The organism is Facklamia sp. P12932 (genome assembly GCF_050409545.1).
Taxonomy (GTDB): domain Bacteria; phylum Bacillota; class Bacilli; order Lactobacillales; family Aerococcaceae; genus Facklamia.
Genome location: NZ_JBNUPG010000003.1, coordinates 157,048 through 172,842 on the forward strand (window position 1 = coordinate 157,048; position 15,795 = coordinate 172,842).

The 15,795-nt window shown below is 33.3% G+C and carries 14 protein-coding genes; 13 read left to right on the forward strand and 1 reads right to left on the reverse strand.

What is annotated here, in order from left to right:
* Positions 1–19 precede the first annotated feature (19 nt).
* Genes ACQV2P_RS02370 through galU form a run of 4 tightly spaced genes read left to right on the forward strand, consistent with a single transcriptional unit; the run spans position 20 to position 4,869 of the window.
* The gene (locus tag ACQV2P_RS02370) at positions 20–1,033 is read left to right on the forward strand and encodes a glycosyltransferase family 2 protein (protein ID WP_428894579.1); all 1,014 of its coding nucleotides are present in this window, start codon (positions 20–22) and stop codon (positions 1,031–1,033) included.
* Positions 1,033–2,484 (forward strand): O-antigen polysaccharide polymerase Wzy family protein, encoded by a 1,452-nt coding sequence (locus ACQV2P_RS02375; RefSeq protein WP_428881833.1) that lies wholly within the window; start codon positions 1,033–1,035, stop codon positions 2,482–2,484. Before ACQV2P_RS02370 ends, ACQV2P_RS02375 begins: the two co-directional genes overlap by 1 nt.
* Positions 2,468–3,970 carry a lipopolysaccharide biosynthesis protein gene (locus tag ACQV2P_RS02380; protein ID WP_428894580.1) on the forward strand — a complete coding sequence of 501 codons (1,503 nt, stop codon included), beginning with the start codon at positions 2,468–2,470 and terminating at the stop codon, positions 3,968–3,970. Before ACQV2P_RS02375 ends, ACQV2P_RS02380 begins: the two co-directional genes overlap by 17 nt.
* Positions 3,971–3,996: 26 nt before the next feature.
* On the forward strand, positions 3,997–4,869 hold the full coding sequence (galU, locus tag ACQV2P_RS02385; RefSeq protein WP_428894587.1) for a UTP--glucose-1-phosphate uridylyltransferase GalU: 873 nt from the start codon (positions 3,997–3,999) through the stop codon (positions 4,867–4,869).
* A gap of 64 nt (positions 4,870–4,933) precedes the next feature.
* On the opposite strand, the gene ACQV2P_RS02390 is transcribed toward galU, so the two are convergent.
* On the reverse strand, positions 4,934–5,857 hold the full coding sequence (locus ACQV2P_RS02390; protein WP_428881831.1) for a LysR family transcriptional regulator: 924 nt from the start codon (positions 5,855–5,857) through the stop codon (positions 4,934–4,936).
* Between the two features lie 191 nt (positions 5,858–6,048).
* Between ACQV2P_RS02390 and ACQV2P_RS02395 the strand changes: the two genes are divergently transcribed.
* From ACQV2P_RS02395 to ACQV2P_RS02435, 9 genes are all read left to right on the forward strand, one after another.
* On the forward strand, positions 6,049–6,750 hold the full coding sequence (locus ACQV2P_RS02395) for a DUF5058 family protein (protein WP_428874755.1): 702 nt from the start codon (positions 6,049–6,051) through the stop codon (positions 6,748–6,750).
* A 20-nt stretch (positions 6,751–6,770) separates the two neighbouring features.
* Positions 6,771–7,436, forward strand: a complete 666-nt coding sequence (locus tag ACQV2P_RS02400) for a hypothetical protein (RefSeq protein ID WP_428894581.1) — start codon at positions 6,771–6,773, stop codon at positions 7,434–7,436.
* Positions 7,437–7,449: 13 nt separating this feature from the next.
* Positions 7,450–8,559 carry a M20/M25/M40 family metallo-hydrolase gene (locus ACQV2P_RS02405; RefSeq protein ID WP_428873661.1) on the forward strand — a complete coding sequence of 370 codons (1,110 nt, stop codon included), beginning with the start codon at positions 7,450–7,452 and terminating at the stop codon, positions 8,557–8,559.
* A 12-nt stretch (positions 8,560–8,571) separates the two neighbouring features.
* Positions 8,572–9,774 (forward strand): M20 metallopeptidase family protein, encoded by a 1,203-nt coding sequence (locus ACQV2P_RS02410; RefSeq protein WP_428875860.1) that lies wholly within the window; start codon positions 8,572–8,574, stop codon positions 9,772–9,774.
* 185 nt (positions 9,775–9,959) lie between these two features.
* Entirely contained in the window at positions 9,960–11,228 is a 1,269-nt protein-coding gene (gene glyA / locus ACQV2P_RS02415) for a serine hydroxymethyltransferase (RefSeq protein ID WP_428873663.1), read from the forward strand.
* A gap of 16 nt (positions 11,229–11,244) precedes the next feature.
* Positions 11,245–11,994 carry an alpha/beta hydrolase family protein gene (locus tag ACQV2P_RS02420; RefSeq protein ID WP_428894582.1) on the forward strand — a complete coding sequence of 250 codons (750 nt, stop codon included), beginning with the start codon at positions 11,245–11,247 and terminating at the stop codon, positions 11,992–11,994.
* Between the two features lie 15 nt (positions 11,995–12,009).
* The gene (locus tag ACQV2P_RS02425) at positions 12,010–13,461 is read left to right on the forward strand and encodes an alanine/glycine:cation symporter family protein (RefSeq protein ID WP_428894583.1); all 1,452 of its coding nucleotides are present in this window, start codon (positions 12,010–12,012) and stop codon (positions 13,459–13,461) included.
* Positions 13,462–13,502: 41 nt separating this feature from the next.
* Positions 13,503–14,903, forward strand: a complete 1,401-nt coding sequence (locus ACQV2P_RS02430) for a sensor histidine kinase (protein WP_428894584.1) — start codon at positions 13,503–13,505, stop codon at positions 14,901–14,903.
* The gene (locus ACQV2P_RS02435) at positions 14,903–15,586 is read left to right on the forward strand and encodes a response regulator transcription factor (protein ID WP_428894585.1); all 684 of its coding nucleotides are present in this window, start codon (positions 14,903–14,905) and stop codon (positions 15,584–15,586) included. Before ACQV2P_RS02430 ends, ACQV2P_RS02435 begins: the two co-directional genes overlap by 1 nt.
* The last annotated feature ends 209 nt before the right edge of the window (positions 15,587–15,795 follow it).

A 15,795-nucleotide genomic window follows, 5' to 3' on the forward strand; every position in this document is an offset into this window, starting at 1 on the left:
TTAGTTAGGAGCAGTTTTAATGAATAGTCCTTTAATTAGCATCATAATACCAATGTATAATAGCGAAAAATATATTCAGGAAACTGTCTATAGTATTACGAAACAAAATTTCTCAAATTATGAAATAATTTTGATCGATAATAATTCTGTGGATAATACTTTAATAATTGCTGAAGAATTAGCTAATAATAACGATAGAATTGAAGTTTATAATTGTAAAAAGCAAGGACCTAGTGCAGCAAGAAATATGGGAATTAAATATTCAAAAGGAGAATATATATATTTTATAGATTCGGATGATTATTTAGTGGACTATTCTTTGAAGACTTTAGAGGAAATTATCTATGATTATTTGCCTGAAATGATAATTTTCGGGTTTAGTATAGATGGAAAAAACAATAAAATTAATACGACTTTTAAAATAAAAGAGGGGCACTATAATTCTAAAGACTCAAGAAAGTTCTTGGAAAAAATGGTTAGATCCAATACTAAATTTAATGTACCATCTTATCTTTTCATTCGATTGATTAAAAGAAGTATCATCATAGATAATGATTTGTTTTTTGATGAGAATGTTTATAGATCAGAGGACTTTCAGTTTTTAGTTAAAGTTCATTACTATATCAATGATATGTATGTTATGTATAGTAAAAAGTTTTCTGTTTACAGACAAGTTCATTCCTCGATTACACATACATATACAGAGAATTATTGGGATGTCGTTAAAGAAATCTTTAAAGATTTGATAAGATTTTCAGTAGATAAGAAAGATATATTACTTAAAGAAGATTTGTCTTATAAATTTTATGTTTATGCATATTTAGCATGTGAAAACATCATATTCAGTGTCAAAGAATTTAAACAAAAAAAGAAATTATTAAAAAATATTATAGTAGATTCTTTTATGAAAGAAATGAATGAGCTAACTAATATTTCAAAAGGTTTTAGAACTATAGGTATATCTTATCTGATACTGAGAAGTAATTTTTATTTGATTATATATTTGTATATTAAGTTGAAGGAGAAGTTATAATGAACTTCGATAGAAAAAATTTATATTTTAATATTTTATGCACTAGTGTCTTTCTCGCTGGAATATCATCCTATCTTTTAAGAAATTCTTTATATGTTTTTCTTTTTTCTTTTGTAATGTGGTTAATGGTCTCTTATTATTCAATTTTTATAAAAAATATAAAACCTAGCTTATTATGTTATCAAATAACTTCGTTTGTATTTTTATATGGAGGGAGCATACTTAGTTACATTATTAAAAAAGAACCTTTATACAATTTTAATGAAGATATTCTATTACACACTTATATACTACTACTCATTTCGCAATTTACTGTTTATTTAAGTTATGCTATTTTCAACTTTCAAAGAAAGAATAATGCTCCAAATAAAAATATCAACTCTTTAAATCTCATTCGATTAATATCTATTATTTTCTTTACAATTGGTTTAATACCTATGATCTTACTAATAAGAGAAAATGTAGAATTTGTTTCTCAAAACTCATATGAGTCGCTTTACTTGAGAGGTGGAAGTTCGTTTAACAGTATATTGGTTAGATTATCTCAATTTTTTATAATGAGTTTCTATTTATATCTATCAACATTTCCTAAAAAGAAAAATGTATTGATTATTTCAACTGTCTTCCTATTAGTAAGAAGTGTATCTTTATTATCTGGAAGGAGAACAGATTTTATGTTATCTGTTATGATAGTGTTCTTCTATATATTAATAAGAAATATTATAGATGACAATCAAAAATGGATTACTAAAAAGTTTGTTATAACAGCTGTTTTATCTTTTCCTTTACTTATATTGCTTTTATATAATATAAGTAACTTTAGAAATGGAGAGCCACTTTCTTTTGATCTGAGTGAATCGTTCTTGTCTTTCTTTAAAGATCAGGGGGTTAGCATTACTGTTATTCAATATGGGAAATACTTTCAAGATGTTTTACCTGATCAACCTTATTTATTCGGACCGATAATTGATTTTTTAAAATACAATGAAATAACCAAGATGTTTTTTGACTTTACTTATTATAAACCTCAAACAATTGAATCAGCTTTTTGGGGAAATTCATTTGGAGACTCTATATCATATTTAGTATTACCTTATACTTACAAATTAGGACGAGGTTTAGGTTCTAATTATATTGCAGAGGCCTATCACACATTAGGATTATTTGGGGTATATTTTATAAATATTATTTATGGTCTAGTACTAAGATATAATGATATGAACTTTGGTCGTAATATTGTTTTGTCATATTTCTCTTTTTTCATGTTATCTAGAATTTTTTATGCACCAAGATCTACCGCCTTATCCTTTATATCAAGTACATTTAGCTTTACCAATGTGATATACATATTGTTCATATATTTGTTTGTAAAATATTTAGGGCAAATATTAAGTAAGAATAATTACAGATCAATAATTTTAAAAGGAAATTCCTATGAAAGAAAGAATTAAAGGGGTTACATTGTCATATATATATATGGCAACTCATATATTTGTTAGCTTTATTAGTGTGCCTATAATTTTAAAATTTGTTGGTGAAGAAGAATACGGTGTCTATCAAATTGTAGGAGCTTTAATTTCATACGTTGCTATTTTTGAAACAAGTATTTCAGGAGGAACACTGAAATATTTTTCGCAAGCTGTAGCCAAAAAAAGTCAACAAGATATGAAGATTGTTTTATCAATTTCGCGAAAAATAAATAGATATTTATCTTTTGCTTTAGTGCTAATTTGTGTTCTTTTTTTAACGTTATTTAAATTCTTTTATGAGGAATCATTATTACATAGTCAAATGAATGAAAGTTTAATAATGATAATACTCCTTTTTTTAAACTTAATATTCTCTTTATCAAATTCAATTTATTTAGCTGCTATTACCTCTTATGAAAAGTTTACCTTTCTGAGATTAATTTTAATCGTCTCAAAACTTATTCAACCTCTGATGTATTCATTTTTTTTAAAAATCTTTCCATATGCAGTTACAATAGTGGTTATTCAGTTATGCATAAATTTAATTTTATGTCTTTTAAGATATTTATATTTCAAAAAACATATAAGGATTACTATTCCTAGAAAGATCTCTAATCCTACTTTATTAAGGAGTATGTTGTTTTTTTCAACTAGCATATTGTTATCTAGTATAGCTGATCAGATTTTTTGGAAAACTGATCAGTTAATATTAGGTAGTATGTTTTCACCTACTATCGTCGCTGTATATTCAATTGGTTCTCAAATTTACTATAATTACATGCTAATAGGGATACAAGCATCTACAGTTTTTTACCCTGAACTATCAAGATTGAATCAGAAGAGTGATGGAATACAATTAATGTCTAATCTTTTTATAAAAGTTGGAAGGATTTCTTATTATTTATTGTTTTCGATTGTTATTGGGTTTATGTTATTTGGAAAAGAATTTATTCATATTTGGGTTGGATCTAATTTTGAAGAATCTTACTATATTGCACTCATAGTTATGATTCCTTTTACTATAGATATTGTTCAACATATAGGTTTAAATATTTTACAAGTAATTAATAAGTATAGTTTTCGAGCTAAAATATATTTGTTCTCAGCAATACTTAATATATTATCCACTTTAGTTTTATCTAAATATATGGGAGCGCTCGGTGCTGCGCTTTCAACGGGAATTACAATGCTAATAACAAGTGGATTTATTTTAAATTGGTATTATTATTCCATTGTTAAATTAGATATTATCCGTTTTTGGAAGGAAATTATATTTATTACGATACGTTTAATACCTTCGGTGCTTGTTGGGTTTTTGATAAATTTAATAATTGATGAATTTTCTTTATTTAATTTTATTCTAAAGCTTGTATTATTTCTTTCGTTTTATTTAATCAATTGTTATTTAACTATGAATGATTATGAGAAAAAGCTAATTATAAATCTTGTTGGCTTCGTAAAAAGATAAATAAATATTTTGGATGAATATTATGAATAATAGTTCGTAAAGCCATTATTCCAGCAGCTGGTTATGGAACGCGTTTTCTACCAGCTACTAAAGCCATGCCGAAAGAAATGTTACCGATTATTGATAAACCAACCATTCAGTATATCGTAGAGGAAGCAGTGGCAGCAGGTATTGAGGATATTATTATCATTACAGGGAAGTCTAAACGAGCCATTGAAGACCATTTTGACAAGAATACCGAGTTAGAATTAGACCTGATGAACAAGGGGAAGATTGCTATGTTAGAGTCGGTTCAAAAGGCCTCCAACCTAGCGAACGTCTACTTTATTCGCCAAAAAGAAATGAAAGGTTTGGGCGATGCCATTTATACCGCCAGAAGCTTTATTGGTGACGAGCCCTTTGCCGTTCTTCTGGGTGATGATATTGTGGTATCAGAAGAGGGTGATCAACCAGCCATTCAACAATTAATGGACGAATACGATTTAACCGGCTCCTCCGTTATCGGTGTCCAGACGGTCTCTCAAGACCAAACCCATCGCTATGGTATTATTGATCCCTTGGAACAAGATGGGCGCTTATACAAGGTCAAAACCTTTGTTGAAAAGCCTAAGCAAGGAACAGCCCCTTCCAATCAAGCCATTATGGGAAGATACGTTTTAACGCCTAAGATCTTTGATTTTCTAGCCAAGAAACAAGTCGGCGCCGGCGGAGAGATCCAACTGACTGATGCCATTCAAATGTTAAACCAAGTCGAACCGGTCTATGCCTATGACTTCAAAGGCATTCGTTATGACGTCGGGGAGAAAATCGGTTTTATTAAGACCACCATTGACTTCGCCCTCCACCGCGAATTCGCTGAGGAAATCCGTCAGTATATGCGAGAGAAGTTGGAAGAATAAGATGAATAGATTAACCCCCTAGAGTTGAAGTTAGCTCTAGGGATTTTTATTTTCGCCCTACTTATTAATTAAATAATTGGATCGTTTCATCGATTTTCTCTTCGACTAGTTTAAGGATGACTGATTTTTCAAGCTTCGCCTTATAAATAATATAATCTAAACATTCCGAATGACTCGGTAAGACGCTTTTTTCAATTAGCTTGTATTTATCCAGAATGGTAGGGTAGGTAGCTGTGGTCCAAGTGTAACTGCCTTGAATGGTGGCGATAAAGTCAAGCAGTGAACCTCGCTCATAAACTTGGATTAATTTCTTTGAGGAATTAATTTTTTTCTGCCATAAATAGGCCTCAGTATAATCATCCCATTCAAAATCACCGTGGATAATTTCTGTAAAGGGTTCTAAGTCTTTAAGTGCTAAATGCTCTTTTTTAGCCAGTGGGTGCTGCTGAGAAATCAGAACGACTCGAGGAAAGGAGGAAAGCTGCTTCCACTCAATATAACGCGCTTTTAATTGATTTTCAAAATGCTCCTTGTTCTCCGTATAAAAACGAATAATACCAATATCTGCATTGCCACTATTAACATCCTCGATGACTTGTAAGTTGGTTGTTTCAGAAAATTTGATCGATAAGTTATGATGTTCCTCTTGCAGGCGGTTGATCATTTTGGCGATTGCAAAAGCAATATAAGAAGACCTCCTGGCAGAAATAGAAAGCGAAGAGAAGTAATTAGTCGGTGTTAGATATTTGGTTTCAATTGACTGATAAAGGGCATCGAGTTTTTCCAAATCATTAAGAACTTGCTGGCCATCATTCGTTAGTTGAACCCCTTTGTGAGTACGATCGAAAATAGTAAAACCAATCGATTCTTCAAACCTTTTTAATATTGAACTCAAATAGGGTTGTGAAACGAAAAGATTTTGAGAAGCTTTGCTGATTGAACCCGTCTTAGCGATTTCCAAAATGTATTGAATATGATGAATGTCCATGGTCTAGGCTCCTAATAGTTTGATTATAAGTAAATGAGGATAGGTGGTATTGTTATCATCTATTTTTAATTGCTAGAGGATGATGGTAAAATTTAATTAAAGATGTAAGCGCTATCTTTAAAAGAGAACGGTTCTCAATAAGTTTATCATAGTTGAAGTCTTTTTTTAAAATTTAATAGGGAGGAATCTGTATGTCAGACCATCTAAAATTTGCCAACCATCCTTTGATGTATCTGGTTAGTGGAATTGGTATTGCTTTAGTGTTGATTCAAGGGACCTACATCCTAAAGAAAGCGATGAAGGCAACCAAAGAATTAAATATGGATCAACAGCGCGTTAAAAAAGGCCTACGAGTCGCAGCCATGGCCAGTATTGGACCGGCTTTAGGGATTGTAGGGAGTATTTTATCCTTGATTGTCTCATTAGGTGCGCCAGTTTCAGCCTTGCGGATGTCAATTATTGGAGGTACCAACTATGAAACCATGGCCGCCACCTTTGGTGCGCAAGCAGCAGGCGGAGAACTCTCTCCAATGATGGATCCAACGGTGTATGCCAATGCCTTATGGACGCCGGCTTTAGGGGTTATCCCTTGGCTAATTGTGACCTTCTTCTTTGGCCATCGCATGAATGTTATTAATGATTTTATGACAGGTGGACGAAAGGCCTTATTACCAGCAGTCAGTGTCGGTGCCATGTTAGGGTCTTTTGCCTACTTTGTCATGAATAATGTCGTAAAAATTAATGTCAATCCATCCTACGCCGTCGCTTCTTTATCGGCTTTAGTGATTATGATTATCTGCCAAAAACTAAGCGACCAATACGAATGGTTAAAGTCTTGGTCACTAACGATTGCCATGTTTGCCGGTGCCTTATGTGGCATGTTCTTTGTATAGATCTATAAGGAGGAAAAAGAATGGGAGCCTATGAAAAATTCACCAAAAGTATAACTAATTTTGGTCGCTTAACCATGGTCTTGGGAGTGATTTCCGTATTACTACCCCCTCTAACCATGACCTTTGTCTTTGGTTATAATCCAGGTTTTGCCGCCATCATCGCCGGAGCTATTTCACAAATGTCTGTTTCTGGAGCTTTCTATCTGAGTGAACCTTTAACTTACTTCCCAATTGTTGGTACATCAGGCTTATATTTAACCATGTTATCAGGTAATGGGGTCAATATGAAGATTCCTGCCGCAGCCATTTCATCGGAAGCCTCAGGCTACAAGCAAGGGACAGATGAAGGGGCTTTGATGGGGACAATCGGTTTAGCTGTATCCATCTATGTGGCTGTTTTCTTTGTGATTTTTGCGACCATTTTAGGACAAACGGTGATTACTACCTTACCTGCCGACTTAGCGAAGTATTTTGAGCTAATCATTCCAGGCATTTATGGGGCAATCTTTGGCCAATTTATGGTCAAGTCATACAAGACCGGTCTTTTTGCACTGTTGATTTCAACCGTTATGATCTACATTGTTCAGTTCATTCCAGGAAATCCATCTTTTGTTATTACTTTAACATCTATCTTTACTACTATTTTATTTGCGCGTAAACAATTAGAAAAAGGTCAATTAAATTAATAGGAGGTATACTATGATTGCTGAACGTAATTTAGAAATTTTTGAAGAAATGTTGATGATTCATTCGCCCTCTAAAGAGGAAAAAGAAATGGCAGATTATGTCATTAAATTTCTTGAAAATCTTGGAGCCGAGATTCATCTTGACGAAAGCCAGCATACCTACGGTGGCAATTCGCCAGTTATCTTTGCGAAAATTAAAGGAGACATAGAAGGCGAGGGCGTGTCACTAAATGCTCATACCGATGTGATTCAGCCCAATAAAAACTTAAAAATCGTTAAAAAGGACAATATTTGGTCCTCAGATGGGACGACGACCTTAGGTGGGGACGATAAGGCCGGTCTGGCCGCTATTTTAACCGCTGTGGAATACATTGTTAAGCATCAGATTAGTCACCAAGATATTTATGTAATCGTCACTCCCGGTGAAGAGCAGGGGATGTTAGGTGCGCGGAATATTAATTGGGAAAGTGTCTACCAGCATATCAATCCTGCTAAAAACTTAATTGTAGCTGACAATGCCGGCAAGGCCAATAAGGTCGCCTACCAAGCACCGACTTGTTACCGCTTTGAGATCACCATTGGAGGGCGTAAGGCCCATGCGGGGATCGAACCAGAAAAGGGCATTAATGCCATCCAAGTAGCGAGCAAAGTCATTAGCCAAATGCCGCTCTTAAGGATTGATGACGAAACAACCGCCAATGTGTCGCAAATTACTTCTGATTTCCCTAATAATGTGGTGCCAGATTCTTGTATCTTTACCGGTGAAATCCGCTCGCATCAAGAAGAAAAGGTCGACCAATTATTACAAGCCTACGAAGGCATTATCCAGCAGTATACAAACGACTATACCATCGAAACGCGTCGTGACTACCCAGCCCTTGCCAGTCAAGATGACCTCAAATTCGTCAAAGAAATTGTCGCAGCCTACGAAACAGTCGGTGTCAAAGCAGAGCCTCAAATTATCGGTGGAGGATCGGATGCCAACTTTTTTGCCGAAGAAGGTTTTAACTCAGCCATTGTCGGTGTGGGAATGGAGCTGGTTCATACGACGGAAGAATACCTAGATACGGATGAAATGATCCTAACGACTAAAGCGTTGATCAATTATTTAAGTAAAGATTAAGTAGGTGGTTTAATGCCAAGCAAAGAACTATTTGAAAGAAATGATCAATACGAAAAAAAAATCATTCAATGGAGACGTGATTTACATCAGATTCCTGAGTTAGGCTTAGATTTGCCTAAGACAGTGGATTATGTTCGCAGTCAACTCATAGGAATGGGTCTTTCGGTTGAAGACCATTATGTCAACGGAAATGGCTTGGCTGTCGTCATAGAAGGAAGCAAAGAAGGGAGTCCAAATGATCGAGTAATGGGACTTCGAGCCGATATGGATGGTTTACCCATCCAAGAGGAAACGGGCTTGTCTTTTGCTTCGAGAAACGGTAATATGCATGCTTGTGGCCATGATGGACATACGGCTACGCTTCTAGCCGTCGCTGACTTTTTATCCCATCACCGTCATTTATTTGGAGGTAAGGTTAAACTAATCTTCCAACCCGGTGAAGAATACCCCGGAGGGGCAGAGCCAATGATTCAAGAAGGTGTCCTTAAAAATCCGGATGTAACACGGGTATTAGGTTTTCATATCGGTCATTTAGATAAAGCAATTGCTCCGGGTCATATTTCTTATCGTGTTGGTCCTATGATGGCCTCGATGGATCGTTTTCAGATTATAATCAAAGGCTTTGGCTTTCATGCCGGTTATCCTGAATCTTCCAAAGATCCGATTACAGTGGCTGCTGAATTGATAATGGCCTTTCAAACCATTAAGAGTCGGAATATTAAAGCCAGTGATCCAGTAGTCGTTTCTGTGACCCATATTGAAGGGGGCTTTAATCAAAATATTATCCCTGATCAAGTCTTCATTGAAGGCACCGTAAGGACTTTAAATGATGATTTGAGAGCATTTGTTCATCAGCGAATGGATAAGATTACCAAAGGTTTGGAAGTCGCTTATGATGTAAAAATTGACCTGTCTTATGAGTATAAATACCCCGTCTTAGTAAACGATCAAGCCTCTACTTTAGATACTGTTAAAGCTTTACAAGCAGGACTAGGCGATGATTACCTTATTCCATCAGCAGAGGCCTTAATGGGGGCTGAGGACTTTGCCTATTATGGTAAAGAGCTTCCAGCAACTTTCTTATTTTTAGCCAACCCAAGAGAGATTGAAGGCCAGTTCCATGGTCACCATTCTTCTAAATTCGATATCGATGAAAGCAAGCTCATCTTAGCCTTTAAGGCCTTTATTTTAGCAACCCTTGATTATTTACAATAGAATGATTAAAACCGGTGATTTTTCACCGGTTTTTTGTATTAACAATTTTTTATTATTATAATTTTAATATATAAATGATAATTTTTAGCATAAAATAGATAATTTAGTTGATTGAATTTTGAAATAATTTTTCTTAAAATAAACATAATTAGTAAGCGCTTACGAAGAAATAAGGAGGGTTTTATATGTTAAATAAGACGAAAGTATCAGATCCTAAACTTTATGAAATCGTTATTGATGAGTTAAAAAGACAAGAGAAAAATATTGAAATGATCGCGTCAGAAAGCACTGTTCCTATTGAGATAATGGAATTATCGGGTTCTATATTCACCAATAAGACACTTGAAGGTTATCCTGGTAAACGTTATCAACAAGGAGCGCAATGTGCCGATGTACTAGAAATAGAAGCCATTGAACGTGCAAAAGAACTCTTTAAATGTGAACATGTGAATATTCAACCTTATTCTGGAACAACTGCTAACTATTCTGTTTATGCGGCTGTTCTTGAACCAGGAGATACGGTTTTATCAATGAAGCTAGATCAAGGCGGTCACTTATCTCATGGATCAAAAGCTAATTTTATGAATAAATTCTATAATTTTGTTCACTATCCTCTTAATAATGAAAATGAGCAAGTAGATTATTCCGAACTTGAAAGGTTAGCCGTTCGGCATCAGCCAAAGTTAATTATCGCTGGTGGATCGGCTTATCCCCGTTTATTAGATTATGAAAAATTTAGAGCTATTGCTGATAAAGTAAATGCTTATTTGATGGTTGATGCTGCACATATTATTGGTTTAATTGCAGCTAAGGTGATTCCTTCACCTGTACCATATGCTGATTTTATTACCGCTTCAACCACTAAAACCTTTTCAGGACCGCGATCTGGAATCATATTATGCAAAAAAGAACATGCTAAAAAAATTGATCATGGTGTATTTCCTGCTGCTTTGGGATCAATGCATTTAACAACCATGGCAGCAAAATGTTGGTTGTTCAAGCATTGTCAAAGTCAAGAGTATCAAACCCTTATGCAACAAGTTGTGAAGAACTCTAAAACTTTGGCTAAAGCTTTGGAGAATAAAGGTTTCCGTCTTGTTGCAAATGGTTCAGATACGCATCTGCTCTTAGTTGATTTACGACAAAAAAATATTACTGGAAAGCAAATGGATGAAGCTTTAAATAAGATTGGAATTACTGTAAATAAAAATCAAATTCCTTCAGATCCTTTAGGTCCAAATGAAACAAGCGGAATTCGAATAGGAACAATGGCAACAACTCAGCGTGGTATGAAAGAAGATGAGATGTTATTCATAGCTGAACTTATGAATAAAACGGCTGAATGTTTAATAAATGAAAAATCTTTTGAATCATTAAAAAAACAAGTAAGAGAATTAGTCAATCAATTCCCTTTATATTCTAAAGAAGAGATTGAATACATAGTCGGGAAATAATTGAAAGGAGTCGCATATGTTAGAAGCAAAGGTAATTAAAAGCAGAGGACTAGAACTTGTGTCAATCATTCACTTTCCAGAAGTATCGATTGATAATAAAACATTAATCTTTTTTTGTCACGGTTTTGTGGGGCACAAGATTACACCTCACCGGATGTTACCTAAATTAACACAGCAATTAACTCAGTTGGGGTATACTGTTTGTCGAACGGATTGCATTGGATCCGGAGACAGTGAGGGAAATGAAGACTATATGATAATCGAAGATCAAATTAAGGATTATCTCAAAGTATTTGAAATTTTAGAAGAGTCATATAGCTGGGAAAAAATCATTCTCTTAGGTTACAGTATGGGCGGGACAACTGCTACCCTACTCAGTAATGAGATTGATCCAGATGGTCTAGTACTTTGGTCACCAGTATCTGATCCGCTGTGGAATTTTCAACATCTATTAGGTTCAGAACGTTTTCAAGCCGGAATGCAAGGTAATTATATATCTATTGAAGGAGATGAAGTCAGTCCGAAATTCTTTGAAAATATCGATCAGATACATCCTTTAGAAATAGTTAAAAAATTAAATATTCCTATTCGTGTCATCCATGGTTCGCACGATCAAGATGTTTTACCTATTAATGGATGGTTGTATTATCATTTTGCCAAAGATGGAAAAATTCATATCGTAGAAAATGCGGGACATACATACGATGATATCATTCTTCAAGAAGATCTTTTCGCTAAAACAATTGAATACCTCAAAGAAATTTAAAAGGAGTTGAGAATAATGTCTGGAATATTAAATGATATTGCTGGTAAGATATGGGGCTTACCAATAATTTTCATGATTTTATTAGCTAGTTTATATTTTTCAATCGTTATGAAGTTTCCACAATTTACTCAATTTAAGGAAATGTTGCGATTACTAAAAGAGCGTGGAGAGTCGGAACAAGGTCTTTCTCCCATTCAATCTTTTATTTTTACTGCTGCTCGTACAGTGGGCGTTGGTAATATTGCTGGAATGGCGGCTGGTATCTACTTTGGTGGTCCCGGAGCTATTTTCTGGTTATGGGTATTAGCAATTTTTGGATCTAGTATTGCTATTATTGAAGGAACATTAGCTCAAACTTATAAAAAAGTCATTAATAATGAGTATAAAAGTGGTCCTGCCAATTATATGGCTGAAGGGTTTTCAAACCGAAAAGTAGGTCGCGTTTTTGCTATTCTCTATTCAATCATAACTACTGTCTCATTAACTGTGTTGATGTCAGGCGTACAATCTTATTATATTGTTCAAGGTTTACATTCGGCCATGAACTTACCAGTTATACTATTATCCACTATTTTTACATTAATTTTAGGCATTGTGATTTTTGGAGGCTTAAAACGTATCGGAAGAACAAGTCAAAAAATTTCTCCAGTAGCTGGTTTGTTATATGTGATCATGTCAATTATTGTCATAATAATGAATATTGATAAATTGGGTGAAACGTTAAGTCTAATCTTTAGTTCAGCATTTGGTCAAGATGCAGTCTTTGGAGCGATGTTAGGTAGTGCTCTTCAATGGGGAATTAGAAGGGGTGTTCATGCGAATGAAATTGGTATCGGTACTTCCGCAATCACTTCTGCGACTTCACAAGTTTCTCATCCCGCTCAACAAGGACTTTTAGGTGGTATGAGTGTATATATTGGAACGCTTTTTGTCTGTACAACAACTACTTTTATGATTCTTATGACAGGAAGTTATAATGTTATTAATGACCAGAAAGAAATAGTTTTTGAAGGGGTCAAAGGGTTAGAATATGGTAATCCTTTTGTAGCTAATGCTATTCAATCAGTTGTTCCTATTCCTAATTTTGGTAATATATTTATAGCTTTAGCTATTTTAGTTTTTGCATTTGTTGCTTTAACGGCTTTCTATCTTTATGCAGAGAGTAGTTTATCTTATATTATAGGTGATAATAAGACAGGTTATACTATCTTAAAAGTTGTTTTTTTAGGAGCAGTTTTTGGCGGAACTTTAGTAGTATCTGATACAATATGGGCATTAGCTGATATTGGAAATGGTTTAATGGCTTGGACCAATATTATTGCTCTAATATTTATCGGTCACAAAGGTGTTAAAATCCTTAATGACTATACAGATCAATTGAATAGAGGTATTCAAAATCCAACATTTGATCCTCGATCAGTTGGTATTCATTCAGGTGCAGAACTCTGGCAAAATGCCAAGAATTAAAAGTTAGTTAATCATAATAGAAGTTGAGGGTAGGTGATTTATTGGAAATTGAAGAATTTTATTGGGGGAAAGTACAATGGCTGGATGGATTACACCATAATATCAATATTGGTATTTCTTTAATCAACCCACATACATATCAAAAACCACATATCCATTATGAAAACGAACAATTTATCTATGTTATAAGTGGAGAAGGCGCTTATCAAGTAAATGACCAAACTTTTCAATTAAAAGCTGGTGATTATCTATTATTTCCATATAATTCAATTCATTCGACAACTAATAATATGGATGAACCTTTAGTTGATTTGGTGGTTTCGATTCCTCGTTTATCGAATAATAACTATATTAATCATACAAAAGAACAATCCACATCTATTTCGAAAGATTTATTAGGTGAGGCTATTGAAAGTATTATTATTGAAATGAAGGATCAAGTTATATTAGATTATTGTATTATCAATGGTGTTAAGGATATCAAATATTGTAGTAATAAACCCATCAAATACGACGATTTAACTTCTATTTTTCAATTAATAGACAGTATAAATTTATCGCCAGGTCAATCAACAACTTTTAAGCAGTATTTTCTTTTTCCGATTTTTTTTCATGATGAAGTGCTGGGGATCATAATTTTTAATTCAGAAAGTTTATTGATAGATGAAATGCCAACCTCAACAAAAAAGAGTATCTTTAATTTTTTTAACAGTTTAATAGATAGTATTGAAAGCTACGCAATCCATCATTCTGTAAAAAAGAAATTAAATGATAGTATACATCAGTTAGAAAATAAGAGAAATATTATTAAAACAATGGCTCAACAATTAAATTTTGAAAAAGAAAAAAGTTCTTCTTTAAAAATTAATAACCATTTTATGTTCAACACCTTAAATTACATGGCTAACTTAGCGATCAAAGAAGACAATGTCCGTTTGTATGATTTGATTGTTCTCTTTGCTGATATGGTACGATACACATCAGATAATTCCGGTATGTTAATTTCAATTCGTCAAGAACTTGAGTATTTAAACGCTTATATTCAGCTTCAAAAATCAAGATATCCTAATTTTGAATTTAATATTGAAGTTGATGATACTGTTTTACAAAATGGAATTCCAATAAACTGCTTACAACCTATTGTAGAGAATGCTTTTTCACACGGTTTTATAAATTATGATGGACGAAAAATTATTAATTTGGTTATACATTTAATAAATAAAGAAAAAATTGAATTAATCGTGCAAAATAATGGAAATACACTAGATATGAACGGCGTAAGAAATATTAATTCTAATTTAGCGATAGGTACTGATAATGGATTATCTTTGGTATATCAGAAATTCTATAATAATTTTCAAAAAAATTTTACTATGTCGTTACAATCCAATCCAGAATTTACTCAAATGACTATTCGCTTTCCGAAAGAAGTGGTAATGTAATGCTTTCTGTAGCAATAATTGATGATGAAGAATCTGTATATCATATTATTAGTAAAATTATCGAGATGGAAAAATTACCTATGAGTGTGGATGCATATATATGCGATGGTAAACATGCATTGAAATTGTTAGAAGATGCAAATTTTGATCTCATTTTCGTTGATATTCGTATGCCCTATCATTCAGGTTTAGAAGTTATGGAGACTTATCCTGAATTCCAATACATTGTAATCACTGCTTATAATGAATTCGAATATGCTCAAGAAGCTTTGCGATTAAATGCTAAAGACATTTTATTAAAACCGATTGATCGGAAAAAATTTGTTGCAGCTGTAAATCGGGTATTTAATATGAATCTTTATGGAAATGAAATTGTCGACGATTTAATACTATATTTGAATAAAAACTATTATCAAGTTGATTTAAATTTAACTGATTTAGCCAATCGTTATTTTATGAAAGCTAGCAATCTCTGTCGCTTATTTAAAAATCATACAAATCAAACTATAATGAACTATCTTACATCTCAACGAATTAATAGGGCAAAGGATCTATTGCAAGAATCTAATATGTCAATTAGCGAAATATCTCATTCGGTTGGTTTTCAGTCAGAAACTGTATTTTATCGTAAGTTTAAAGAACTCAATCACATAACTCCTTCAACATATCGTAAATCACTTTAGATAAGCCTTCTTATAAAATTTTGTTTTATAGGAAGGTTTTCATCTATAGTTTTATCTAAATTTCTGTCTTAAAGTATTTTATCGTAATTCTTCGCTTTTTGTTAGACGATAATACATATGTGACATAAAACAAATAAAAATAGGGAGCTTCTGTTACACTAAAGATATACAAACAACTTAGCGAAAGGAAGCTCCCATGAAAAATATTA